We start from the raw sequence: 22,244 nt of genomic DNA, 5'->3' as shown, positions 1-22,244 counted from the left end.
GACCCCATCAATCGGGCTTGGGACCTGCCCCCTGGACACTCCCCTCCCCGGCCGTCCCGCTCCTTCGAGGCTTCTGGTGCGCGCCGACATGAGCCGGTGGTCCATGGGCGCCACGATTGCCGCCTCCCCGCCGTCGCCGCCGCCGCTTCACCGGCGCGCCCCCGGACTGGCCTCCGAGTTCCCGCAGAACCCGCGCGCGAACACCGCTCTCCAGACGCAGCTCCCGCAGGAGCGTGTGCACCTGCCGGGCTCCCTGCGGGTGGCGCAGCGCCTCGCTGAGCCGCTCGACGACGTCGAGCCGCAACGCCACGCTCCCGAGCACCTCGTAGCCAAAGGCTCGCGCGTTGAGGCCGCCCAACTGGGGGACCTCGAGCGCCGGCTCGCGCGGAATCCCCTTGGGTGAAGGGCCCTGGAGGAACAGCGCCGTCAGCATGCAGCGCCGCTCGAGCGCGTGCGGTGTGAGCGCCTCGGCGACGTAGAAGAAGCGCTGTCCCTCGCGGACCCCCAGCGTCTTCAAGCGCTCGCGGGACTCATCGTCCAGCAACCGCCACTGCTCGCGCGCCTCCCCCAGGGAAATCACTCCGAGCCCCTCGGCCAGCCGGTAGGCGAGGCCCCGCGTCTCCGCGGAGCGATCCGCTCCGGCGAGGGACTCGGCGGGAAAGCCCCCCATGGCCTCGGTGACGAGATCCCTCGCCAGCGCCACCAGCCGGCGCTCGAGCTGCCGCCGCGCGCCTCCGGTCCAGACCTCCGGCTCCGCGAGCGCGATCTGCGGGGAGCGCCGGTCCTTGCCACGCACCAGACGGGCCAGCGGCTGCGCATCGAACGAGATGCTTCCGGACGCGTCCACCTGGAAGTCCTCATGCGTCGCGTCGACCACCCGCTGGACGAACTGCTCCTCGGTCACCGCGCCGTCCGCGCCCGGCACCTCTCCCAGCAGGAGCCCCAGTCTGGCGAAGGGGCTGTCCGACCCGGCGGCGGAGGGCGCGGCGGCCCTCACGAAGCGGCGTGCGCTCCTGCGCGCGGCCCGCTGCACGAAGCGCTCCACGAGCCGCTCGTGCAGGGCGTCACCCAACGCGTCCTCGATGCGGCGGGTGCGCTCCTGCCAGTGCTCCGCGTCGTGGAGCCAGCTCGACCGATGGCTGATGTACGTCCAGATGCGGATGGCGGCCAGCCGATCCATCAGGGTGTGGATGTCCCCGGACACATCATCGAGCGGAGACACCTGCCGGGACAGCCAGGCCTGTTCCAGCTTCCCGTCCCCCTCGGAGAGCTGGAGGAAGGTCTCCCGCAGCAACGCGACGTGCTGGCCGAAGAGCCCCTTGCGGAAGTCCGGAATCTGGCAGACCTGCCACAGCAACTCGACCGAGGCCCGGTCGGTGGCCACCTCGCGAATGGCGGGAACGTGCGAGAGTTCCTTGAGCGCATCGAAGTCGTCCGCGCGCTCCACGCGGATGAAGGCACTATTGCGTGGAGCTCGCGACAACGAATCGAGCAGGGACTCCGGGCTCGAGAAGTCGAGCGAGGAATTGCGCCAGATGAGGCTGCGGACCGCGGGGAACCGGTGGGACTCGATGGCCGAGACCACCCGCGGAGACAGCTCGGGCAGCGTGTTCAGGGTGCCGAAGCTCCCGTCATTCAGGTGGCGCCCCGCGCGGCCGGCGATCTGGGCCAGCTCGTCCGGGAAGAGGTCTCGCTGCTCGGCGCCGTCGTACTTGGAGAGCGCCGCGAAGGACACGTGGTTGAGGTCGAGGTTGAGCCCCATGCCGATGGCATCGGTGGCCACGAGGTACTGCACCTCACCGGCCTGGTACATCGCCACCTGGGCATTGCGCGTCCTCGGGGAGAGCGCGCCCAGCACCACGGCGACCCCGCCTCGCAGGCGGCGCAGTGCCTCGGCGAGTTCGTACACGCGGTCCGCGGAGAACGCGACCACGGCCGAGCGTGGAGGCAGGCTCTTGAGGGAGTGACGCCCGGAGAAACGAAGCTGGGACAGGCGGGTGGCGCGCTTCACCGAGGCCTGGGGGATGAGCGCCTGGACCATGGGCCGCATCGTGTCCGCGCCGAGGAACCAGGTCTCCCGGCGTCCCCGCGCATGGAGCAGGCGATCGGTGAAGACGTGCCCGCGCTCGCGGTGGGCGGCGAGTTGAATCTCATCCACGGCGAGGAAGTCGACCGGCCGATCGAGCGGCATCGCCTCGACGGTGCAAATCCAGTAGTCGGGACGCGGGGGCAGGCGCTTCTCCTCCCCTGTCATCAGCGCGACCCGCCCCTCGCCCACTCGAGCGGTCACCCGGTCGTAGACCTCCCGAGCGAGCAGGCGAAGCGGGAGACCGATGATGCCCGAGTCGTGCTCGAGCATGCGCTCGATGGCGCGGTGGGTCTTCCCCGTATTCGTGGGCCCGAGCTCCGCCACGACGACAGACGGCCGGCTGGATGGGCTGGAGTGCATTGGCGGAGTCTAACCTCTGCCAGTGACCTCCGCCCTGGGACCGAGCCATCGGAAGACCGGGAACGGCCCCCCGAGCAGCCTGGCAACCCCCGAGGATGCCCCCCGGGAGGCCCGGGCTCGGGAGCCCCCCGTCAGGAGGAGCGACGGGGCAGGCGGCGCCAGTGGAGGACGAGGGACTCCCCCAGTTCGAGGGAGTCCGACTCCTCCAGCACGGTCGTCTGGACCTCGACGGGGCCGCGCCAGGTCCCGTTGGTGCTGGCGGTGTCGATGGCCAGCACCTCTCCGCCCATGCGGACCAGGAGCAGATGCACGCGCGAGAGGCCCAGGCCCTCCTGCGCCAGTACGATACCGCAGCGCTCGTAGCGGCCCAGCAGCACGCCCTGCTCCAGGCGCGCCAGGGAGATGTGGTGCTCCTCCGCCCGCTCCGCGCCCACCAGCCGCAGCGAGCCCCAGGCGGCCTCGGGCCGCTCGTGCCCGCTCAGGAGCATCAGCGGGCCCAGCCGGGTGACATTCGTGTGGTACTCCTGGCCATCCAGCCGGAGGTGGCGCGAATGCCGACGGCGATCGGAGGAGGGAGCCCGCTGATCGATGAAGTGGCGTGGCGGGAGCGCCTCCCAGGCCTCCTCGGCCCGCTCCGGCCAGGACCAGGTGGAGGGCCCCCGGGTGGGGATGAACAGGAGCGCGTACTCCTCCACCGCGGCGTAGAGCAGGCCCTGGGCGATGACCGCCGCGTTGGGCTCGCCGTCCTCGGTGAGGAAGAGCTGCTCGGTGTTGAGGTCCCACAGGCGGATGTCCGGCGCGGCGCCCGGAGCGCCGGACTGCGCGTACAACGCGAGCTGCCGCAACGAGACGGTGTCGGACGGAAGCCGGAGCCCACAGCCGGTATGCCGGCCGATGATCAACGAGTGGCCAGGCTCGACAATCACCGCCTCGACCACGTGCCCGCGGCCGTCCACCGCCACCCCGAGCACCGCCGGCCCCTGGGTGATGCCGGCCAGGTGCCGCAACCGGCCATAGGCGGCCCGGAAGGCCGCGTGAGCCCCGAGGGGAGCCGGTTGCCGCCGAGGCGACCACGCCGCTCGGACCCGGGTCCCCTCGTTCTCGCTCCACATGCCGTGAATTCCTGAATACTCAGACATGCCGAACTCCTCTCCGGGTCCACGCCGCCACGGGCTGTGTGGCCATCCCAAGCCAGAAGCTTGGTAGGTAAGCGTGACAGGCTTCTCGCCCGGTGGGAAGTCTGGGTCATCCACGTCGGCTGGGGTGCGGCCGACCCGGGAAGCGCATGGGAATTGGGATTGCCGTCTGGCTTTCCTGGTTTGTAATTGAATCCAGGTGAAGAAACAGCGCGGGTGACCCCTTCGTACGTGGCGATGGTCCAGTATGGGACACGCCACCAGTACGAGGGGGCACACTGGAAGTTGGGCTCGAGCCGGAGCGGATCCGGGGTGCCCTACCGAGGTGGCCGCGGGTACCCGGGCCACCAGGGCATCCGCGAAGGCGCCTCCAGCGTACCCGACAACCCTCCGCCGCCCCTCCCTCGCCCTGGAGGGAGGGAGGCGAGGCAATCCCCGGCTACCGCGCGGGGGCCGGGGCCGCGTTCACGTACGGCTTGTCCACGCGCTGCTTGATCTGTTCGCTGGCGGCCTTGACGGCTTCCCCCACGTGGGTGGTGACGCCCTCGAAATACTTTGGACCCGCCTCGATGACCCAGGACGAGAGGTTGAACTTGGGCGCCAGGCCCTGCTGCTGCAACCGCTTTTCCGTGTCATAGGCCAACAGCATCTGCTCCACCACGGCCGCGTCTCCCTCGCCCACATCGATGAGGGTGCTGCCCTGGTCACGCAGCGTGGGCGCGAACGAGACGTTCTTCGCCCCCAGGCGCACGGCCTCGCGCAGCGCGATCCGTCCCACCAGGCGCAGCTTGTCCAACGACACGTCCTTGGCCTCACCCATGCCAATCAGCAGCACCCGCTTCGGCGTGATGGAACGCGGCGGCGGCGTGTAGAGGAAGGTCTCGCCCAGCTCCCCCACGAACTCGCCCCGCTCGCGCAGCGACGAGAGCAGCCCGCCCTGCTTGTCATTGAAGTCCTGCATCGCCTCGATGTACTGATCACCCGCGGGATCGTGCTTCAACACACAGATGATCTGCAGATCGGTGACCTGGGTGACCGGACCGATCTGCTTGACGGACAACGAGACACCCATCGGCGCATCGAACTTCTTCTCGGGCGTCTTCGCATCGGCGGCGAGCCCTGAAAATGGCGTGCTGAGCGAGAGGACCACTCCGAGGGCGAGCCACCCCTGCTTCATCATGAGACGCATGACTTTCTCCTGGCTGTCATCGGGAATCATTGTTCCCCGTTGAATACCCTCAAGGTGTTGGAGAAGGTGTTGACTGTCCAGTGGGAAATACATGGACGCTCCGTCCATCTCGTCCATTGATGGGAAGCATGAATACAATGCGGATTCTCCCTTCAGCCCACCGGAAATAAGAGAAATAAGTCACCCACGAAGGAGCCCGACAAACGCCATGGCCACCGCGGATCTCATCCTCAAGAATGGTCGCATCGCGACGGGGAACGCACACCAGACGAGCGCGGACGCGGTGGCCATCCGGGACGGCCGCTTCGGCGCCGTCGGAAGCGAAAAGGACATCATGGCCTGGCGGGGGCCGGCCACGCAGGTCATCGACCTGGGCGGCCGCACCGTCATCCCCGGCCTCATCGACTCGCACATCCACACCATCCGGGGCGGGCTGAATTACAACCTGGAGCTTCGCTGGGACGGAGTCCCCTCCCTGGCGGACGCGCTGCGCAAGCTGCGTGCACAGGCCCAGCGGACACCGCCGCCCCAGTGGGTGCGCGTGGTGGGTGGTTGGAACGAGTTCCAGTTCGCCGAGCGGCGGCTGCCCACGCTCGAGGAGATCAACGCCGCGGCGCCCGAGACGCCGGTCTTCATCCTGTATCTGTATGGTCTCGCACTGTTGAACGGGGCCGCGCTCCGGGCGGTGGGCTATACCCGGGACACCCCCAATCCCCCCGGCGGGGAGATCCAGCGGGACAAGCAGGGCAATCCCACGGGACTGCTCATCGCCCGGCCCAATGCCACCATCCTCTACTCGACGCTCGCCAAGGGGCCCAAGCTGTCCTACGCGGATCAGCTCAATTCCAGCCGCCACTTCATGCGCGAGCTCAACCGGCTCGGCCTGACGAGTGTCATCGACGCGGGGGGCGGCTTCCAGAACTACCCGGAGGACTACAAGGTCATCGAGGAGCTGCACGCGCAAGGGCAGCTCACCGTGCGGATCGCCTACAACCTCTTCACGCAGCACCCCTCGCGGGAACTCGAGGACTTCCGCAAGTGGACGGCCACGGTACGGCCGGGCCAGGGAGATGCCTTCTACCGGCTCAATGGCGCCGGCGAGATGCTGGTCTTCTCGGCCGCGGACTTCGAGGACTTCCTCGAGCCGAGGCCCGATCTGCCCGCCTCGCTCGAGGGGGAGCTCGAGGCGGTGGTGAACCACCTGGTCCAGAGCCGCTGGCCCTTCCGCCTGCACGCCACCTACGACGAGTCCATCACGCGCTTCCTGGACGTCTTCGAGCGGGTGGACCGGGAGGTGCCCTTCCAGGGCCTCAAGTGGTGGTTCGATCACGCGGAGACCATCTCGCCGCGCAACCTCGAGCGCACGCGGGCGCTCGGAGGGGGCATCGCCATCCAGAACCGGATGTCCTTCCAGGGCGAGCACTTCGTCGCGCGCCATGGCGCGGACGCCGCGGCCCATTCACCCCCCATCCGGCGGATGCTCGAGCTGGGCATTCCCGTCGGCGCGGGGACCGACGCCACCCGGGTCTCCAGCTACAATCCCTGGGTCTCGCTGTACTGGCTCGTCACCGGCAAGACCGTGGGAGGTACCGCGCTCTACCCCGCTCCCAACCGCATGAGCCGGGAGGAAGCCTTGCGCCTGTATACCAACGGAAGCGCCTGGTTCTCCGGCGAGGAGCGGGACAAGGGCATCATCGCCGAGGGCATGCTGGCCGATCTCGCGGTGCTCTCCGCCGACTACTTCTCGGTGCCCGAGGAGCAGATCAAGCACCTCGAGTCGGTGCTGACCATCGTTGACGGCAAGGTCGTCCACGGTGCTGGCGCTTTCGGCCCCCTCGCACCGCCCCTGCCTCCCGTGAGCCCGGACTGGTCACCCGTTTCCCTGCCAGGAGGCGCGCAGGGCGCGAGCGCCTCCCCGCTCCACCCCACGGGATGCGTGCATCAGCATCCTCACGCGCATCCTCATTCCCACGTGGCCAGCCCCTTCGGGTTATGGAACAGCGGCTGTGACTGCTTCGTCTTCTGACGGGCCCCACGTGAAGGAGAGGCGCATGAACGAGGTGATGGTCCGCGAGGGCGGCGCGGAGCCCGTGAAGATCGTGATGGAGAGACGCGTCAAGCCCGGCGCGCGGCACGCCTTCGACCAGTGGGTCAAGGAGCTGATGGCGGCGGCGGCCCGCTTCCCCCACCATCAGGGCTCGAGTGTGTTCATGGCGGGAGAGGACGACTACTTCATCCTCTTGCGCTTCGCGAGCCAGGCGGAGCTCGAGCGGTGGCGCGCGTTGCCGGAGACGGTGGAGTTGCTGAGCCGGGGAGACACGCACGCCACCGCGCCGGGACAGGCCCTCGTCCAGAGCGGCCTGGAGACGTGGTTCACGATTCCGGGACGGCCCTCGCCCCAGGTACCGCCGCCCAGATGGAAGATGGCCCTGGTGACCTGGCTCGCGCTGCTGCCCCAGGCCTTGCTGCTGGGACTCGTCATCCCCACGCAGCTCCCCTACCTGGTGAGGGTATCGCTTTCGACGGCCCTGCCCGTGGCGATGCTGACCTGGGTGCTCATGCCGCGCCTGACGAAGCTGCTCTACAGGTGGCTCTACGCGCACTCCTCGCGGCCCGTCCCCTGACGGGAGGAGCGCCCGCCCCCCGAGCCCTGGGCCATGATGGCCGCATGCTCGATGCCGTCACGTTGGATCAACTCCGCACCTTCATCGCCGTCGTCGACGAGGGGAGCTTCTCGTCGGCGGGGCGGAAGCTCAAGCGCGTCCAGTCCGCGGTGAGCCATGCCATGGCCAACCTCGAGACCCAGTTGGGTGTGCGCGTCTGGGATCGGTCCACCAAGATTCCGACGCTCACCGAGGAGGGACGCGTACTGCTCGCCAGTGCCCGGCGCATCTGCGCCGAGGTCGATTCGCTCCGGCGTGTGGCCGAGGCGCTCGTGAGCGGTCTGGAGCCCAGCGTCTCCCTGGTGGTCGACGCCATCCTGCCCGTTCGTGCCCTCGTGGACCTGTGCAAGGAGTTCGCGGTGAAGTTCCCCACCGTTCAGCTTCGCCTGTACACGGATACCCTCTCCGGGGTGTCCGCCCGGGTATTCGATGGAAGCTGCCAGGTGGGCGTGGTGGGTCCAGCGGCATCGGCCCAGGGTCTGGCGCGGCAACACCTCACGTCCGTCCGGATGATTCCGGTCGTCGCCAGGGAACATCCTCTCGCCAAGGTGCAGGGCCGGCTCACCACCCAGGCCCTCGCCGAGTACGTCCATATCGTGTTGAGCGAGCGGGACGGGATGGGCCGGACGGAAGATCAGGCCATCTTGTCCTCCAACACCTGGCGTGTCGCGGACCTGAGCACCAAGCACGCGCTGCTCCTGGCGGGGCTGGGTTGGGGGAACATGCCAGAGCACCTGGTGAAGGACGACCTCGCCCGTGGGCGACTGGTGCGCCTCGAGACCGCCGCCTGGGGGGAGGACACCTGGCTCTTGTCCCTGTCCGTCGTGCACCGCCCGGAGTTGGCCAAGGGGCCCGCGACGCGCTGGCTGCTGCAGCGCATGGCGGAGCTGTGCTCGAGGGAGCTCGGACACCCGTAGGCGCCAGACGCGCCGGGCCCATGGGCGGACCCTGTCCCGAACTTCCGCTAGGGTGCGCCCCGTTTCACCCCCGACACAGGAGTCCACCCCGATGAAGCTGTACGCCCCACCGCTTTCCACCGCCGCCTACAAGGTGCTCGCCGTCGTGCACGAGCTCGCCCTGCCCGTCACCCTGGTCTCCCTGGACATGATGAAGGGCGAGCACAAGTCGCCCGCGTTCCTCGCCAAGAACCCCAACGGCAAGGTGCCCGTCCTGGAGGAGGACGACGGCTTCTGTATCTGGGAGTCCAACGCCATCCTCTGTTACCTGGCGGCCCTCAAGCCCGGCAGTGGACTGATGCCCATGGACGCCCGGGGCATCGCCCAGGTGCAGCAGTGGCTACAGTGGCAGGCCACCACCCTGGGGCCGTCCACCACGGAGGTGCTGATGGAGACCGTCTACGCGAAGATGTTGGGCCGGGAGAAGGACGAGGCGAAGTACGTGGCCGGCCTGGAGAAGGTCCGCCGGGATCTCGGCGTCCTGGACGGGGTGCTCGCCCAGCGCGAGTTCCTCTGCGGCACCCTCACGATCGCGGACTTCTCACTCGTCTCCAACCTGATGCTGCGCGGCCCCATGGGACTGGAGCTGGAGGCCTTCCCCCACGTGAAGGCCTGGGTGGCCCGCATGGAGGCGCGCGAGAGCGTGCGCAAGGCACGTCCCCCGCTGTAACTCCCTGGTGATGAGGAGCGGAACCCGAATCCCCGGGTTCCGCCCCTCGAGCCGGGTGGCTCAGCAGCCGGTGTTGCCGCCGGGGCTCACGCCGAGCTTGCTCGTGAAGTTCAGGTAGCTGTTCACGCGGCTCTGCACCTGGGCGGGGTTGCGGCCATCGCACTCGAGAGCGCCGTTGATGCTGCGGATGGTCCCACCGAAGCCGAAGCCGTTGACGATGGCGTCATGCGCCGGCCGGGGGCCCGCGCCCGCCTGGGTCATCCAGAACCAGAGGCCGGTGCGCCAGGCGATGGTGGCATCGCGCGCGACCCGGTCGGGATCGTTCTTGAGGTCCACGCCGAGCGCGTTGCCCGCGGCGCAGTAGTTGCCGTTCCACGACAACTGGATGGGGCCACGACCGTAGTACATCTTGCCCGCCGCGCAGCCGCAGCCCGGAGGGCCCCAGCTCGTGTCACACATGACGCTCTTGTTGATCTCCTCGATGTAGACGAGGCCACCGGTCTCGTGGGCGATGTTGGCGAGGAAGGCGGCCACCTCGCGCTTGCGCGTGTCGGTGTCACCCGTGGTGGCGAACCCGGGGAAGGTGTTCGCCGCGGCCACCAGGGCCGAGTAGGTGTAGAAGCCGTTGCGGCCGGGGAACATCGAGTTGAACGTGGACTCGCTCAGGATGGCGGCGATGCCCGTGCCCGTGGGAGGGGGATCCGTGGGCGGCGGGGTGGTGGTGCCGCAATCGCCGCCCGTCTTCCACAGCGACGGTGCCGCGACAGGGTTCCAGCCGCAACCCACGCAGGCGGTATGCGAAACGAGCGCCGAGTACTTGCCGCCGTTGTACGTCACCCCGTCACCCACGTTGTAGGCCGTTCCCTCGGCCCAGCCGCCTCGACACGCCGCGGCCGCGTCCTGCGCGGCAAGTCCCATCCCCAACGACGAGACCACCACCGCCGTGGACAAGAAAGTCTTCGCAAAACCACGCAGTCCCTGTCGCCACATAAGTCAGCTTCTCCTTGAGAGATGAATTTTCAAGAGCCCGAGACGACACACGAGTGTCTGCCTCGCCGTACCAGCAATGGTCACGACAATCCGTATTGAGCAGTTCGCTCATTTTTTCGGGTTTAATCCCGTTTTATCCCCACCCCTGGCGACGACACGTCCCCTCTCACCGCACTGCGTTTGTTGTCTTTCGCGCAGACCGCTGGGACATCCACTGTCTTGGATTGGCCCAGGAGCCGGGGCTCCACCCGTCCCTGAAGACACACAGTAAAATTATGGCCTCAACGGTACGCCCTCGCTCATGAGCGGCTGAGCGGGCGTCCGACCGACGCTCGACAGTCCTCGCGCGGCGTGCGACATGCCGGGGCATGGACGCACCGCATCGAACGGAAGCCCCGGCGCAGCCCACGCTGGGACTGTTCCGCCTGACCTGGCCCATCTTCCTGGAAATGATGCTGTTCATGCTGATGGTCACGTCGGACACGCTCATGCTCAGCGGCGTCTCGGACGAGGCCGTCTCCGCGGTGGGCGTGGTCAATCAGTACATCGCCCTGTGCATCCTCATCATGAACGTCATCAGCCAAGGCGCCTCCATCGTCGTGGCGCAGTACCTCGGGGCGCGCAGGAGCGCCGAGGCCGCCCGCATCTCCGCCCTGGCCATCACCATGAACCTGATGCTCGGGCTCGTGGTGAGCGCGGCGCTGCTGTCGCTCAGCGATTTCATCCTGACCCACATGAACCTGCAGGGCACGGTGCTGGCCCAGGCGCGGGCGTACATCCACATCGCGGGCGGATTCATCTTCCTGCAGGCCCTCATCAACGTCGTCTCCGCCCTCATCCGCACCTACGGCTTCACGCGGCAATCCATGTACGTGTCGCTGGGGATGAACGTGCTGCACGTGGTGTGCAACTACGCGCTCATCTTCGGCCACTTCGGACTGCCGGCGTGGGGGGTGACGGGGGCGGCGGTCTCCACCGGGGTGAGCCGCGCCGCCGCGCTCGTCGTCTTCGTGTGGATGCTCTACCGGGTGATGGACGTGCGGATGGCGGCGCGCGACTACGTGACGTTCTCGCGCGAGTACAGCCGCAAGCTGCTCAAGGTGGGCGTGCCCGCCGGCATCGAGCAGTTCACCTACCAGTCCTGCCAGACGGTGTTCCTGTACTACGTCACGTTCCTCGGACCCACGGCCATCGCCTCCCGGCAGTACGCCATGGCCATCTCCCAATACATCTTCCTGTTCAGCCTCGCGATTGGAACGGGAACGGCCATCCTGGTGGGGCGAATGGTGGGGGCCCACCGGCCGGACGAGGCCTACCGGCGCGCCCTGGAGAGCTTGAAGTGGGCCGTGACGATCACCGTCCTGGTGGATCTGCTCGTCATCCTGCTGCGCCAGCCGGTGGTGGGCTTGTTCACGGCCAACGCGGACATCCTCCAGCTCACCTCGCGGGTCCTCCTGCTGAGCCTGCTGCTGGAGTCCGGACGCTCCTTCAACCTCGTCCTGGTCAACTCCCTGCGCGCCGCGGGCGACGCGCAGTTCGCCGTCTACATCGCCTTCGTCTCCATGGTCTGCATGAGCCTGCCGCTGGGCTATCTGCTCGTCTTCAAGCTCCAGTTGGGACTGCCCGGCATCTGGCTGGCCATCGCGGCGGACGAGTGGACGCGCGGCATCATCTTCTGGTTCCGCTGGAGGAGCCGCGCCTGGGAGAAGAAATCGCTCGTGGAGTCCCAGGAAGAGGCCGTCGCGGTGGCCCTCGGCGGGTGAGCCCGCCGGAGCCGCGCCTCACCTCGACGACGAGCGCCGCGCGGCCTGGCGCAGCAGGAAGCCGCGCAGCGACCCCATGAGCAACCCCACGCCCACGGCGAGCAGGAAGATGATGCCGATGGTGGTGGTGCTGAAGACGAGGCGCAGCACGGCCTCGGTGATGCGGCCAGCGAAGTAGGCCTCGCGCAGCGGCTCCATCAGCCCCACCAGTTCCAGCGCCCGGGCCGGCAGCGAGTCGAGCGACAGGGACAGCCGCATGACGAAAGACGAGGGCCGCAGCCGCCGCGCCGCTTCCACCCCGATCCCCACCAGCAGGTAGAGGATGGACAGCAGGAAGGCATTGCCACTCATGATGCGCATGAGCGGCAGCGGCGGAGGAGTCGACGAGGTCGCCACCTAACGGCCTCCCTTGCTACGGCGCATGAGGACCGGAAGGGCCTTGCGCACCCGACCCGCCTCGGGCGAGGCCGACGCGAGCTTCAAGAACGTCTGATAGGCCTGGATGGCGCGCGGCGTCTCCGCGGATTGACGCGCGAGCGCATCACCCAGGGACAGCCACGCCGGACCATCCACGGGCTCCAGCTCCACCGCGCGCGACAGCTCCTGGAGCGCCACGGCCTCCTCGCGCTGCTTGAGCGCCACCTGGCCCAGGACGAGGTGGGCGCGTCCGGAGAAGGGCTCCAGCCGCACCGCTTCGTTCGCCGCCTCGCGCGCCTCCTTGGTGGCACCGGCGGTCAGCAGCACCCGCGCCATGGCCGACTGGGCGAACGCCTTGTCCCAGGGCGTGAGCGCCTTCTTCGTGATCTCCTGCAGCGCCTTGGCCGCCGTGCGCCCTCCCGAGTCCTTCACCCAGTGCTCGCCAATCTGGCCACACACGGTGTCGGGCCCCTCGCGCCGCGCCGCCTCGAAGGCCTTGTCGGCGTTGTCCTCCAGCCCCTGGCGCAGGAAGGCGGAAGCGATGGCGCAGAAGGTCTCCGGCGCCTTGTTGTCCAGCTTGTTGGCGCTCTCCAGGGCGCCGAAGCCGCCCTTGGTGTCGCCCAGGGAGAAGAGGATGTCCGCGCGCACGCGATGGGCCTCCGGATCGCCCGCCGCCAGCTTCACCGCGCGCGCCGAGGAGGCCTCGGCGTCCTTCATCTTCCCCGTGTGGAAGAGCGCCATCGCGGCGCCCTTGTGGGCTCCCGCGGCCTCCGGGTTGTCGAGCCGCCACGTGTCGAACTGCTGGAGCGCCTCGGAGGGCTTGCCCAGGAACAGCAGGGAACGGCCGAGCGCCTCGCGTGCCTCGCCGTGGGAGGTGTTGCGCTCCAGCGCCTGATTCAACGGCTTGAGCGCCACGTCCGGCAGACCCTGGGACAGGCGCAGCCGGCCCAGCGCGCACGCGGCCTCGTAGTTGCGCGCGTCCTCCGCCATGGCCGTCTCCAACAGGCCACCCGCCTTGTCCGGGGCCTTGTCCTGCCACTGCATCAACGCCAGCGCCGTGCGCACCCCGGCGCGCTCGCGCCTGGCCGCCGCGAGCGTCTTCTCCAGCGCCACCTGCGCCCGGTCACGCTCACCCTCGGCGGCATCCGCGCGGGCCATGTAGACGATGGCCTCGGCGGGATAGCGCGACTCCACGCGCGTGTGCGCCAGCTCCAACCGGGCGCGCTTCCAGTCGCCCAGCTTCGTGTACGCCGCGGCCCGCACCAGCGCCACGTGACGGCCCTCCCCCTCCACCCGGGTGAGCACCTCGCGCTCGCGGTCCCGGTCCAGCAGCGTCCGGCCCAGGCCCACCTTCGCGGCCTCGCTGTCGGGCGAGAGCTTCAAGGCCTGCTCGAAGGAGCCCTGCGCCGCGACCATGTCCCCGGACGCCCGGTTCGCCTCGCCCAGCGCCAGCAGGATGTCGCGCGCGAGCGGCCCCTGGGCGCCCTCGGCGAGCAGGGTCCGTGCTTCCCGCGCCTTGCCGCGCTCCGTCAGCAACCGGCCATGCACCAGCCGCAGGCGCTCCTTCTCGGAGGCCGGCACGGTCCCGTCCTCGGCCAGCGCCTGCACGTCCGCCAGCGCCTGCTCCAGCTCCTGGCCAAGCACCCACTGGCTCTCCGCGACCCCCAGCCGCGCCACGGGGTGATCCGGGGCGAGCTTCGTGGCGGCGGAGAACAGGCGCAGGGCATTCACCGGATCCTCCGCGTCCCGGTAGTACTCACCGAGCGTCACCAGGGCGCGCACGTTGCGGGGCGACAGCTTCAGCGAGCGCGAGAGGCGATCCAGCGCGTCCTTCGACTGGCCACGCGCCAGCAGCGCCTCGGCGGCCAGGGCCTCGATCTCCGAGCTCCGCACGGTGGCGCTCAGCAAGGCCCGGTTGGCGGAGTCCCGGCTCTTCGCATCCGCCACCAGCGCGTCCACGACGAGGGCGAGCGCCGGCTGCTCGGCGCGCACGCCGGGACGATCGATCGCGGCGAGCGCCTCGGCGCGCTCCTGTGCGTCGCCGTTCTCGGCATGGCGCAACGCATGGGCCTCGGCCGACAGGGCCCAGGCGCGGGTGTTGTCCGACTCCAGCGCGGTCACCTGGGACAACAGCTTGAGCGCGTCCCGGCGCGAGCTCTCCGTGTCCTTCTGCAGCAGGAGCGAGGTGCGATCCAACGCGGCGATGAGCGCCTGGCCTCCCTGCTTGGCCCGGACGACGAGCAACACGCCGCACGCCAACACCACCACGCCCACCGCCGCGATCCCCTTGAGCGCGCGCGCGGAGATCCACGAGCCCGAGACCTGGGGCAGCAGCTTCGCGCGCAGCTCTTTCTCGTAGGCGGCGACCTGGGCCGCCATGTCCGGGACGGCGGCCTTGGGCGCCGGAGCCGCGGCCGGCGCGGGCACGCGGGGCTTGACCGCGGCCACCTCGGGCAGTTCCCCGAGCAGGCCCCGCCGCGAGCCCGTGTCACCCGGGCGCGCGTCGACGGGGACCGGCTCCTCGGTGGGGGCCGCGGCCTCGGGCTCCGGGGACTTGAGCGGGGGCGGCGCCAGCGGGGGCAGGTCCGCGAGCAATCCACCTTCTTCCTCGACGGCGGCGGCCTCCACGGCAGGCGCCTCGTCCGCGTCGCCGCTCGGAGCCGCTTGCGCCGCGACGGCCGGTGGCTCCTCGTCCGCGACGAGCGGTGCCTCCTCGTCGAAGGGCAGTTGCAGCTCGATGGTCCCGGGGACGAGGGCCTCCGCCGGGGGTGGGGGCGGAGACGCGGGCTGGGGAGCACTCGCCTCGTCATCGGCCGCCAGCTCCAGCAGCGGCATCTCCGGCGCGGGGGCGGCCCGCGCCTCGGTGGCGGGCGCGGACGCGTCGGCGGCCGCGACGAGCTCGGTCTTCTCCTCCGACGCCGTGTCCGGGGCGGTGGCCGTCGCCCCGGCGGGGGACTCCTCGGCGGGGGGCTCCTCGGCCGGAGCGTCCAGGGCACTCAGGTCACCAAAGGCCGGGGCGGGACCGCCGGCGAGCGCGGCCTGGGCCTGCTCCATCCACCCGCGCACGCGGGCGTCGTTGGGCTGCAGCGCGAGCGCCTTGCGCAGGATGGGCAGTGCCGAGCGGTACAGGCCCCGCTGCAACAACACCTCGGAGATGAGGTTGTAGGCGTGCGGGTTTTCCTTGTCGATCGTCACGGCCTGATCGAACTGCGCCATCGCCTCCGCGGGGCGTCCCATCAAGATGAGGGCCTTGCCCCACAACACGCGCCCCGTCACCGACTGCGGATGATGGGAGATGCCCTGCTCGCAAACGGTAATGGCCCGCGCATGCTCGCCCTTGGCGATCAATGCCTTGGCCAGCTCCACGAAGACCGACGACGTGGGATCCTGGGCGAGGAGTTGCTCGTACCGCTCCACCAACGATTTGGCCATGCGGTGGCGGAACATATCATCGCGCCCCCGTGCGTTTCGCCCCCCCGATATTGGGTGCTAGCGTCCTTCGGGTGAATCGCCTGCTTGCCATGCTCCTCGCGCTCTGCCTGGGTGGGGGATGCGCCCACACGAAGAAGAAGTATGACCTGGAGACCCTGAGCCCCACGGTGGATGCCTTCCACCAGCGGGTGCGCTGGAAGGACTACCGGTTCGCCAGCCGGTACGTCGTGCCCGAGCGCCAGAAGGACTTCGAGAAGGCCCTCCGGGAAAACAACGACGAGAAGGACCTGGACGTCACCGACTACGAAATCGAGGGCGTCGAGCTGCTGGAGGAAGGACAGCGGGCGCGTGTCACCAGTCGCCTGCGCTGGACGCGCCTGCCCTCGGTGTCGGTGAAGGAGGAGCAGGTCACCTCGGAGTTCGTCTACCGGGACGGCAAGTGGCTGCTGGAGAAGCAGACCGGAGGTCCCTTCGACGGCGCGCTGCCCTGAGCGCGGGCAAAAAAAACGCCCACCGTCCCGGGGCCGGCCGAGGCGGTGGGCGTCGGAAGTTCCCCCATGGAACTTCCTGACCAGGTTCGCGACGTGAGGGGCATTCGAGGCCCGCCCTCACCGCGTTTCTCGTTCCGGTACTAAAGCAATCGGGGTGCCATGCCCCCGTGCACCCCCCACTGCTGGAAATTCAAGGGGTTGGGCGGGACAGGGGGAACCGGCTGAGTCACGAAAAACACAGGTGCCTGACATCCATGTCCGCATTCCCAAGGGGGCCGAGGGGGAAGTCCCCCTGACAGACATGTCAGGGGAGGGGCGGCTACTCCCCGAGGACGGAGCGGATGGTCTCGCGCATGGAGTGCTGGGGCTGCCAGCCCACGTCCTGGCGCCAGCGGGCGCCGTCCACGTTGCACAGGAACTGGATGTGATCCAACTCGGGTGGGGGGAAGTTGGCCAGCCGGTACTTGAAGAGCACCCCGAGCAGCGGACGGGCCACCAGGTGCGGCACGGGGATGGGCTCGCGCTTGAGCTCGCGGTGGATGGAGGACAGGGGCACCTCGCCCGGGCCCACCACGTTGTAGACGCCCTTGGGCTCGGGGCGCAGGGCGGCTTCCACCATGGCGCGCGCCACGTCCTCCACGTGGATGAGCTGCACCATCGGATCGAACCCCGCCATCACCCACGGGTGGCGCAGCCGCAGGTAGTTGCTCGGCGCGTTCTTGATGGTGGGGCCGACGATGTGCACGGGCCGCAGGATGACGGTCTGGATGTGGGGGTGCTTCCAGAAGAAGCTGTGCGCGAGCATGTCCACCTCGATGAGGTCGCGCACCCCCGAGAAGCGGCTGGCCGCCATGAGCGGCGCGTCCTCGGTGAGGAAGTTGGAGTTGTCCGGGCTCGGGCCGTAGACGTTGGCCGAGGAGAGCACCACCACCTTGGGCACGCCGTACTTGGCGCAGTACTCGAGCAGCCGCGTGGTGCCCACCACGTTGAAGGAGTGGTGCTCCTCCTCGCTCATGCGCGGGTCGTGCATGATGCCCATGTGGATGACCGCGCGGATCTCGTTCTTGCGGAAGACGTCCTCCGCCTTCTTCTTGCGCAGGTCCAGCTGGTGCATCTCGACGTCCTTCGGCCGGCCCGCGAAGGGGCGCCGATCGATGCCGATGATGCGCTCGTGCTTGTGCAGCAACTTGGCGAGTGTCCGGCCCAGGTTGCCGCTGATGCCGGTGACGACGACGGCCGGTCTCTTGGAAGGATCCTGATTCATGGCGCACGGGGCCGGGCGGCCTACCAGAAGACGCCCTGGCGCTCCTTGAGTCCCTGGTTGAGCATGGTCTGGATGGCGGTCTTCACGGTGCGGACCTTCTTGTCCAGCTCGCTGTCCTCGTCGTCCGCGCGGCCGGTGAAGCGCAGGGGCTCCCCGAAGTAGATGCGGTACTTGGTGGGCAGCGGCAAGGGCAGGCCGGTGACGGTGACGGGGAAGGAGGGGAAGCCGAGCAGCCGGGCCACGGGCTTGAGGTCCATCAGGGCGGGGGATTGCTCCTCCGCGCCCACCACGGCGACGGGGACGATGGGCGTGTTCGTCTCCAGGGCCAGACGCATGAAGCCCAGGCCGAACTCCTGGAGCTGGTAGCGCTGGGGCCACAGCTTGCCCAGACCGCGCGTGCCCTCGGGGAAGACGAGGATGGCCTCCTCGGACTCCAGCAGGCGGCGGCAGTTCTCGGGCGTGCCGACGATCTGCCCCACCCGGGCCATGAACGTGGAGACATAGGGCAGCGTGGGCACCCACTTCTCCACCATGCTGCGCACGTGGCGCGGGGGATCGGCCTCCAGCAGCAGGGACACGCCAATCATGGCGCCATCCATGGGCAGCTGGCCGGAGTGGTTGGACACGAGCAGCACGCGGCCCCTGGGCAGCTTCTCGATGCCGGACACCTCCACCCGGTGGTAGTGGCGATAGAGCCACACGAACGGCGCGAGCGCCGACAGGCTGTAGTCGAGGTTGAATCCGAAGGGATCCACCCCGTACTCGTGGTCGCCGCGCGCCAGTTCCTTCAAGCGCCCCTCACGCGCCGGGCCCACCATGCGCTCCGTCCACTCCCGGAGCCCCTGCTTCACCTTGTCGCCGAGCTGCTCGAGCATGGAGGGCTGTCTACACCATCGCCTTCCGCACCGGGAGGGGAAGACGTCACACGCGTCGTCCGAGTGAAGAAGTGTTCGCACCGGACATGCCCCACGGCCGCCCTGCTCCCCGGCACGAGGCAGGGGCCCGCTCCCCTGCCCGCCCTGGCGCTTGTAGGCCCCGGACACCCTCCCCAGTTTTCCCGGGACCCTCCAACCAAGGAGAAACGAATGCGAACGAGGCGGATGCTGTGCGGTATGGGCCTGGTGGTGGCGTTGGGAATGGGCGCGGGATGTGCTCATGACGCGGAGAAGGCCGCTCGGGAACGAGGGGAGATGGTGGGCCAGGCGTTCGCCGAGAAGGTCCGCTTCGCCGACCAGCTCGCCCTCCTGGACCAGGAGCAGATCGCCCTGGGCCGGCTGGCCATGGAGCGCTCGTCCAACCCCGAGGTGCGGCGCTTCGCCCAACAACTCGTCCGGGATCATGAGAACCACTTGAGCGACCTGCACACGCTGGCACGCGCCCAGGCGTTCTCGCTGGCCAGGGTGGACCTGTCCATGCAGGGCACGGCCACGGGCGGCGCCGGCTGGGAGGGCGCGGAGAAGGGCGCGCACAAGGGCATGAAGGCCCACGACAAGAAGGTCGACAAGCAGGTGCGCCACTTCGTCGAGCGGCGCGACGAGCTGGCGAGCCGCAGCGGCGCCCAGTTCGACCAGGAATTCCTGAAGCAGGTGGGCAAGGACCAGGAGCGCGGCAGGGACCTCGTCGACGAGGGCCTGCGTGACTACCACGACGACACGTCCCTGGCCCTGCTGCTCAGCAGGACCGCGCCCGTGTTGCAGGGCCACCAGCGGCAGATCAGCACCCTGAAGGGCTTCATCGGCGGCTGAGCCCAGCTCGTCGAGGGGAGGCTTCCGGCCCACCCGCTCCATCCAGGGGCGGGTGTCGCCGTCCCGGGACTCCACCGGCCCCGCCCGCCCGCTTCCAGGGCATCCCAGGAACCTCCCCTGTCGACGCGCCACCCATCCAGGATATGAGTGCCTGCCCATCACGGCGCGGAGCCGAAGGGAGACAGGCACATGAGTGACGAGGCTCCACCGCGGGGGGGCGGTGCTGCGAGCACTGGCGCGTTCGAGGAAGACGCCACCCTCGTCCGGACCGTCATCCGGGACGTCATCGACCTGAATCCCCGGACGGCCCCGCCTCCCGCCTCGCCCCCCATGGAGCCCCTGCCCGTGGTGGCCGGACAGATTCTCGCCAACCGCTACACCGTGCTCCAGGTGCTCGGCCGCGGGAGCATGGGCGTGGTGGTCTCCGCGTACGACGCGCGGTTGGACCGGTGCGTGGCCCTCAAGCTGCTGCGCCGCGAGACGGACGCCATCCGCCCCCAGGAGGACCTCGAGGCCCGCATGGTGCGCGAGGCCCAGGCCATGGCCCGCCTCTCCCACCCCAACGTGGTGGCCGTCTACGACGTCGGAACCATCGAGGATGGCGCCATCTTCATCGCCATGGAGCGCGTGGAGGGGCAGACGCTGCGACACTGGTGCGAGCAGGCCCCGCGCTCCTGGCGCGACATCCTCACGGTGTACCTGGGCGCCGGACATGGACTGGCGGCCGCGCACGAGGCGGGGCTCGTCCACCGCGACTTCAAACCCGAGAACGTCCTGGTGGGCCGGGACGAGCGGGCCCGGGTGACGGACTTCGGCCTGGCACGCGCCGCGGCCTCCCCCATGTCCGAGACTCCCCGGAATCTCTCACTGCCTCCAGGCGCCCTGGACAGCCCCCTCACCCTGCACGGCACGCTGCTGGGCACGCCGCGCTACATGGCCCCCGAGTTGCTGCGCGGTGAGGCGGCCGATGCCCGCAGTGACGTGTTCGCCTTCTGCGTGGCCCTCTACGAGGCGATCTACGGACAGCACCCCTTCGCGGGCACCACCCAGGCCGAGTCCATCCAGAACCAGCGCGAGGGCCGCGCGCGGCCACCGCCCATGAACTCGCCGGTGCCCGCGTGGGTGGAGCGCCCCTTGATGCAGGGCCTGCGGGCCGACCCCACGCAACGTCCCGAGTCCATGCGGGCCCTCGTCGCGGAGCTGGAGGACGATCCCGAGGTGCGGCGCCGGTTGCGCAAGCGCGTGGTGCTCGCGGCCTCCCTGATAGCGACCTTGTTCGTACTGCTCGTCAGCGCCGTGGTGACGCTCACCAAGCAGCAGACCCAGTGCGCGCTCCTGGAGCGCCAGCTCCATGGCGTCTGGGACAGCGGCGTGCGCAAGCGGGTGCGGCAGGCCATCCTGAACACCCGCCTGCCGCATGCCCAGGAGAGCTTCACGCGCGTGGCGGAGCTGCTCGATGGCTACTCCGCCCAGTGGGTGAAGCTGCGCGGCGAGGTGTGCAGCAAGGGAGCCGAGCAGCCCCCACCCGCCTGGGTGCCGCGGGGAACGGAATGCCTGGAGCGCAGACGCGAACAGTTGCGCGTCCTCACGACGGAGGTGCTCACGCGTGACATGGACGCGGAGCATCTGGCCCAGGCCGAGACCGCCGCACGCTCCCTGTCGCCCCTGGAGATCTGCACGGATAGCAAGGCGATGTCGGCGGCCGTACCGCCTCCCGAGGAACCCGCGCTGCGGGCCCGGGTGGAGGCGTTGCAAGCACGGATGGAACGGCTGGAGACACTGCGCAAGGCGGCTCAATATGGTGAGGCGCTGGAATCCGGAACCGAGTGGCTGCGGGAGGTGGAGCAGGTGGGCTACCCCCACCTCCGAGCGCAGGCCTACCACCAGATGGCCAAGATCAAGGACTCCGTCGGGAAGTACGCGGACGCCGAGGACCTGGCGCGCCAGGCCATTCCCCTCGCCGCGAAGAGCAAGGACCTCGTGCTGGTGGCCCAGGCGTGGACGGTGCTCGTGCGGCAGGTGGGCTGGAGGCAGGGACGCTACCCGGAGGCCATGGGCCTGATGCTGGCGCTGGAGTCCGCCGTGGACTGCGCGGACGACGACGAAACACGCGCCGAAGCGCTCAACACCCAGGCCGTCACCTACCAGCGCATGGGCCGGCACGAAGAGGCCCGGCAGAAGCACGAGCACGCACTCGCCCTGCGCCAGAAGGTGCTGGGACCCGAGCACCCCCTGGTGGCCGCCTCGTACAACAACCTCGGCATCGTGCTCGCGGAGATGGGCCAGTTCGAGCAGGCGCGCGCCTCGTACGACCATGCGTTGCAGCTGCGCCGCAAGACCCTGGGCAAGGACCACCCGTTCGTCGCGCAGTCCTACAGCAACCTCGGCACGGTGCTCTCGGAGCTCGGCCGCCATGAGGAGGCCCGGGACATGTACGAGCACGCCCTGGCCATCCGCAAGAAGACCCTGGGGCTCGAGCACCCCGACGTCGCCTCCTCCCTCACCAACCTCGGTGTGGCACTCACCCAACTCGGGCGCTACTCCGAGGCGCTCGCGATGCAGGAGAGCGCGCTCGCCCTCCGGCGCAAGCTGCTGGGCCCCGAGCACCCCGACCTGGCCATGCCCCTGACCAACCTGGGCGGGGCCCTGCGGAAACTCCGCCGCTACGCCGAGGCTCGCACCCACCTCGAGCACGCACTCGCCCTTCGTGAGAAGGCCCTGGGCGCCGACCACCCGGACGTGGCCCAGACCCTCGACGAGCTGGGCCAGTTGCTCGCGGACATGGGCCGCCATGCCGAGGCCCGGGCGCACTACGAGCGCGCGCTGGCCATCCAGCAGAAGGCGCTGCGGCCCGGACACCCCTCGATCGCGGCCTCGCTCACCCACCTGGGCGAGCTGCTGGTGCGCATGAAGCATGGCGCCGAGGCCATTCCCCTGCTCGAACGCGCCCTGAGTCTGTCTCCCGAGCCGCGCCGCGCCGAGCTGCGCGCACTGCTGGAGCGGGCACGCGAGGGCGCCCCCGGGAACAAGGCCCCGGGGGACCCGGTGGCCAGCCCCGTGCCCTGAGGACGTCCGACGC

General features: G+C 69.4%; 16 protein-coding genes. 8 read left to right on the top strand and 8 right to left on the bottom strand.

Features of this window, described 5'->3' with window-relative positions:
• Positions 1-7 precede the first annotated feature (7 nt).
• The 3 genes from CYFUS_RS12445 to CYFUS_RS12435 form a co-directional block, all read right to left on the bottom strand.
• Positions 8-2,449, bottom strand: a complete 2,442-nt coding sequence (locus tag CYFUS_RS12445; protein ID WP_095985411.1) for a helicase-related protein — start codon at positions 2,447-2,449, stop codon at positions 8-10.
• A 131-nt stretch (positions 2,450-2,580) separates the two neighbouring features.
• Positions 2,581-3,588, bottom strand: coding sequence for an FHA domain-containing protein (locus CYFUS_RS12440; RefSeq protein WP_095985410.1), 1,008 nt, complete (start codon positions 3,586-3,588; stop codon positions 2,581-2,583).
• Between the two features lie 436 nt (positions 3,589-4,024).
• On the bottom strand, positions 4,025-4,774 hold the full coding sequence (locus tag CYFUS_RS12435) for a M17 family peptidase N-terminal domain-containing protein (RefSeq protein WP_095991965.1): 750 nt from the start codon (positions 4,772-4,774) through the stop codon (positions 4,025-4,027).
• A gap of 208 nt (positions 4,775-4,982) precedes the next feature.
• On the opposite strand from CYFUS_RS12435, the gene CYFUS_RS12430 reads away from it, so the two are divergent.
• From CYFUS_RS12430 to CYFUS_RS12415, 4 genes are all read left to right on the top strand, one after another.
• The gene (locus CYFUS_RS12430; RefSeq protein WP_095985409.1) at positions 4,983-6,800 is read left to right on the top strand and encodes an amidohydrolase; all 1,818 of its coding nucleotides are present in this window, start codon (positions 4,983-4,985) and stop codon (positions 6,798-6,800) included.
• Positions 6,801-6,825: 25 nt separating this feature from the next.
• The gene (locus CYFUS_RS12425; protein WP_095985408.1) at positions 6,826-7,398 is read left to right on the top strand and encodes an antibiotic biosynthesis monooxygenase; all 573 of its coding nucleotides are present in this window, start codon (positions 6,826-6,828) and stop codon (positions 7,396-7,398) included.
• 44 nt (positions 7,399-7,442) lie between these two features.
• Complete coding sequence (locus CYFUS_RS12420; protein ID WP_095985407.1) at positions 7,443-8,354, top strand: LysR family transcriptional regulator; 912 nt, start codon at positions 7,443-7,445, stop codon at positions 8,352-8,354.
• A 91-nt stretch (positions 8,355-8,445) separates the two neighbouring features.
• Positions 8,446-9,063 (top strand): glutathione S-transferase family protein, encoded by a 618-nt coding sequence (locus tag CYFUS_RS12415; RefSeq protein WP_095985406.1) that lies wholly within the window; start codon positions 8,446-8,448, stop codon positions 9,061-9,063.
• A 60-nt stretch (positions 9,064-9,123) separates the two neighbouring features.
• Here the strand turns inward: CYFUS_RS12415 and CYFUS_RS12410 are convergent, their stop codons facing one another.
• Positions 9,124-10,053, bottom strand: coding sequence for a glycoside hydrolase family 19 protein (locus CYFUS_RS12410; protein ID WP_095985405.1), 930 nt, complete (start codon positions 10,051-10,053; stop codon positions 9,124-9,126).
• A 368-nt stretch (positions 10,054-10,421) separates the two neighbouring features.
• Between CYFUS_RS12410 and CYFUS_RS12405 the strand changes: the two genes are divergently transcribed.
• Entirely contained in the window at positions 10,422-11,816 is a 1,395-nt protein-coding gene (locus tag CYFUS_RS12405; protein ID WP_095985404.1) for an MATE family efflux transporter, read from the top strand.
• Between the two features lie 18 nt (positions 11,817-11,834).
• Here the strand turns inward: CYFUS_RS12405 and CYFUS_RS12400 are convergent, their stop codons facing one another.
• Together CYFUS_RS12400 and CYFUS_RS12395 are read right to left on the bottom strand one after the other, a co-directional pair.
• Positions 11,835-12,212 carry a hypothetical protein gene (locus CYFUS_RS12400; protein WP_420042687.1) on the bottom strand — a complete coding sequence of 126 codons (378 nt, stop codon included), beginning with the start codon at positions 12,210-12,212 and terminating at the stop codon, positions 11,835-11,837.
• A complete protein-coding gene (locus CYFUS_RS12395; protein WP_198316557.1) occupies positions 12,213-15,665 on the bottom strand; it encodes a tetratricopeptide repeat protein in 3,453 nt (1,150 codons plus the stop codon). It lies immediately after the preceding gene.
• 71 nt (positions 15,666-15,736) lie between these two features.
• On the opposite strand from CYFUS_RS12395, the gene CYFUS_RS51685 reads away from it, so the two are divergent.
• Positions 15,737-16,156 carry a hypothetical protein gene (locus tag CYFUS_RS51685; RefSeq protein WP_232537521.1) on the top strand — a complete coding sequence of 140 codons (420 nt, stop codon included), beginning with the start codon at positions 15,737-15,739 and terminating at the stop codon, positions 16,154-16,156.
• Between the two features lie 319 nt (positions 16,157-16,475).
• On the opposite strand, the gene CYFUS_RS12390 is transcribed toward CYFUS_RS51685, so the two are convergent.
• A complete protein-coding gene (locus CYFUS_RS12390) occupies positions 16,476-17,420 on the bottom strand; it encodes an SDR family oxidoreductase (RefSeq protein WP_095985403.1) in 945 nt (314 codons plus the stop codon).
• Between the two features lie 20 nt (positions 17,421-17,440).
• Entirely contained in the window at positions 17,441-18,295 is an 855-nt protein-coding gene (locus tag CYFUS_RS12385) for a lysophospholipid acyltransferase family protein (RefSeq protein ID WP_095985402.1), read from the bottom strand.
• A gap of 210 nt (positions 18,296-18,505) precedes the next feature.
• Between CYFUS_RS12385 and CYFUS_RS12380 the strand changes: the two genes are divergently transcribed.
• Both CYFUS_RS12380 and CYFUS_RS12375 read left to right on the top strand, forming a co-directional pair.
• On the top strand, positions 18,506-19,165 hold the full coding sequence (locus CYFUS_RS12380) for a DUF4142 domain-containing protein (RefSeq protein WP_232537520.1): 660 nt from the start codon (positions 18,506-18,508) through the stop codon (positions 19,163-19,165).
• Between the two features lie 189 nt (positions 19,166-19,354).
• Entirely contained in the window at positions 19,355-22,231 is a 2,877-nt protein-coding gene (locus CYFUS_RS12375; RefSeq protein ID WP_095985400.1) for a serine/threonine-protein kinase, read from the top strand.
• Positions 22,232-22,244: the final 13 nt, after the last annotated feature.

Origin of the sequence: Cystobacter fuscus (genome assembly GCF_002305875.1) — a bacterium.
In the GTDB taxonomy this organism is placed as follows: Bacteria; Myxococcota; Myxococcia; order Myxococcales; family Myxococcaceae; genus Cystobacter; species Cystobacter fuscus_A.
This window is presented reverse-complemented; position numbering and strand designations above follow the sequence as displayed.

Coding starts and splice junctions, on each gene's coding strand:
- CYFUS_RS12430 (WP_095985409.1), top strand. CDS start 4,983: ATGGCCACCGCGGATCTCATCCTCAAGAATGGTCGCATCGCGACGGGG.
- CYFUS_RS12375 (WP_095985400.1), top strand. CDS start 19,355: ATGAGTGACGAGGCTCCACCGCGGGGGGGCGGTGCTGCGAGCACTGGC.
- CYFUS_RS12445 (WP_095985411.1), bottom strand. CDS start 2,449: ATGCACTCCAGCCCATCCAGCCGGCCGTCTGTCGTCGTGGCGGAGCTC.
- CYFUS_RS12415 (WP_095985406.1), top strand. CDS start 8,446: ATGAAGCTGTACGCCCCACCGCTTTCCACCGCCGCCTACAAGGTGCTC.
- CYFUS_RS12395 (WP_198316557.1), bottom strand. CDS start 15,665: ATGGCCAAATCGTTGGTGGAGCGGTACGAGCAACTCCTCGCCCAGGAT.
- CYFUS_RS12420 (WP_095985407.1), top strand. CDS start 7,443: ATGCTCGATGCCGTCACGTTGGATCAACTCCGCACCTTCATCGCCGTC.
- CYFUS_RS12405 (WP_095985404.1), top strand. CDS start 10,422: ATGGACGCACCGCATCGAACGGAAGCCCCGGCGCAGCCCACGCTGGGA.
- CYFUS_RS12440 (WP_095985410.1), bottom strand. CDS start 3,588: ATGTCTGAGTATTCAGGAATTCACGGCATGTGGAGCGAGAACGAGGGG.
- CYFUS_RS12410 (WP_095985405.1), bottom strand. CDS start 10,053: ATGTGGCGACAGGGACTGCGTGGTTTTGCGAAGACTTTCTTGTCCACG.
- CYFUS_RS12385 (WP_095985402.1), bottom strand. CDS start 18,295: ATGCTCGAGCAGCTCGGCGACAAGGTGAAGCAGGGGCTCCGGGAGTGG.
- CYFUS_RS12435 (WP_095991965.1), bottom strand. CDS start 4,774: ATGCGTCTCATGATGAAGCAGGGGTGGCTCGCCCTCGGAGTGGTCCTC.
- CYFUS_RS12380 (WP_232537520.1), top strand. CDS start 18,506: ATGCGAACGAGGCGGATGCTGTGCGGTATGGGCCTGGTGGTGGCGTTG.
- CYFUS_RS12390 (WP_095985403.1), bottom strand. CDS start 17,420: ATGAATCAGGATCCTTCCAAGAGACCGGCCGTCGTCGTCACCGGCATC.
- CYFUS_RS12425 (WP_095985408.1), top strand. CDS start 6,826: ATGAACGAGGTGATGGTCCGCGAGGGCGGCGCGGAGCCCGTGAAGATC.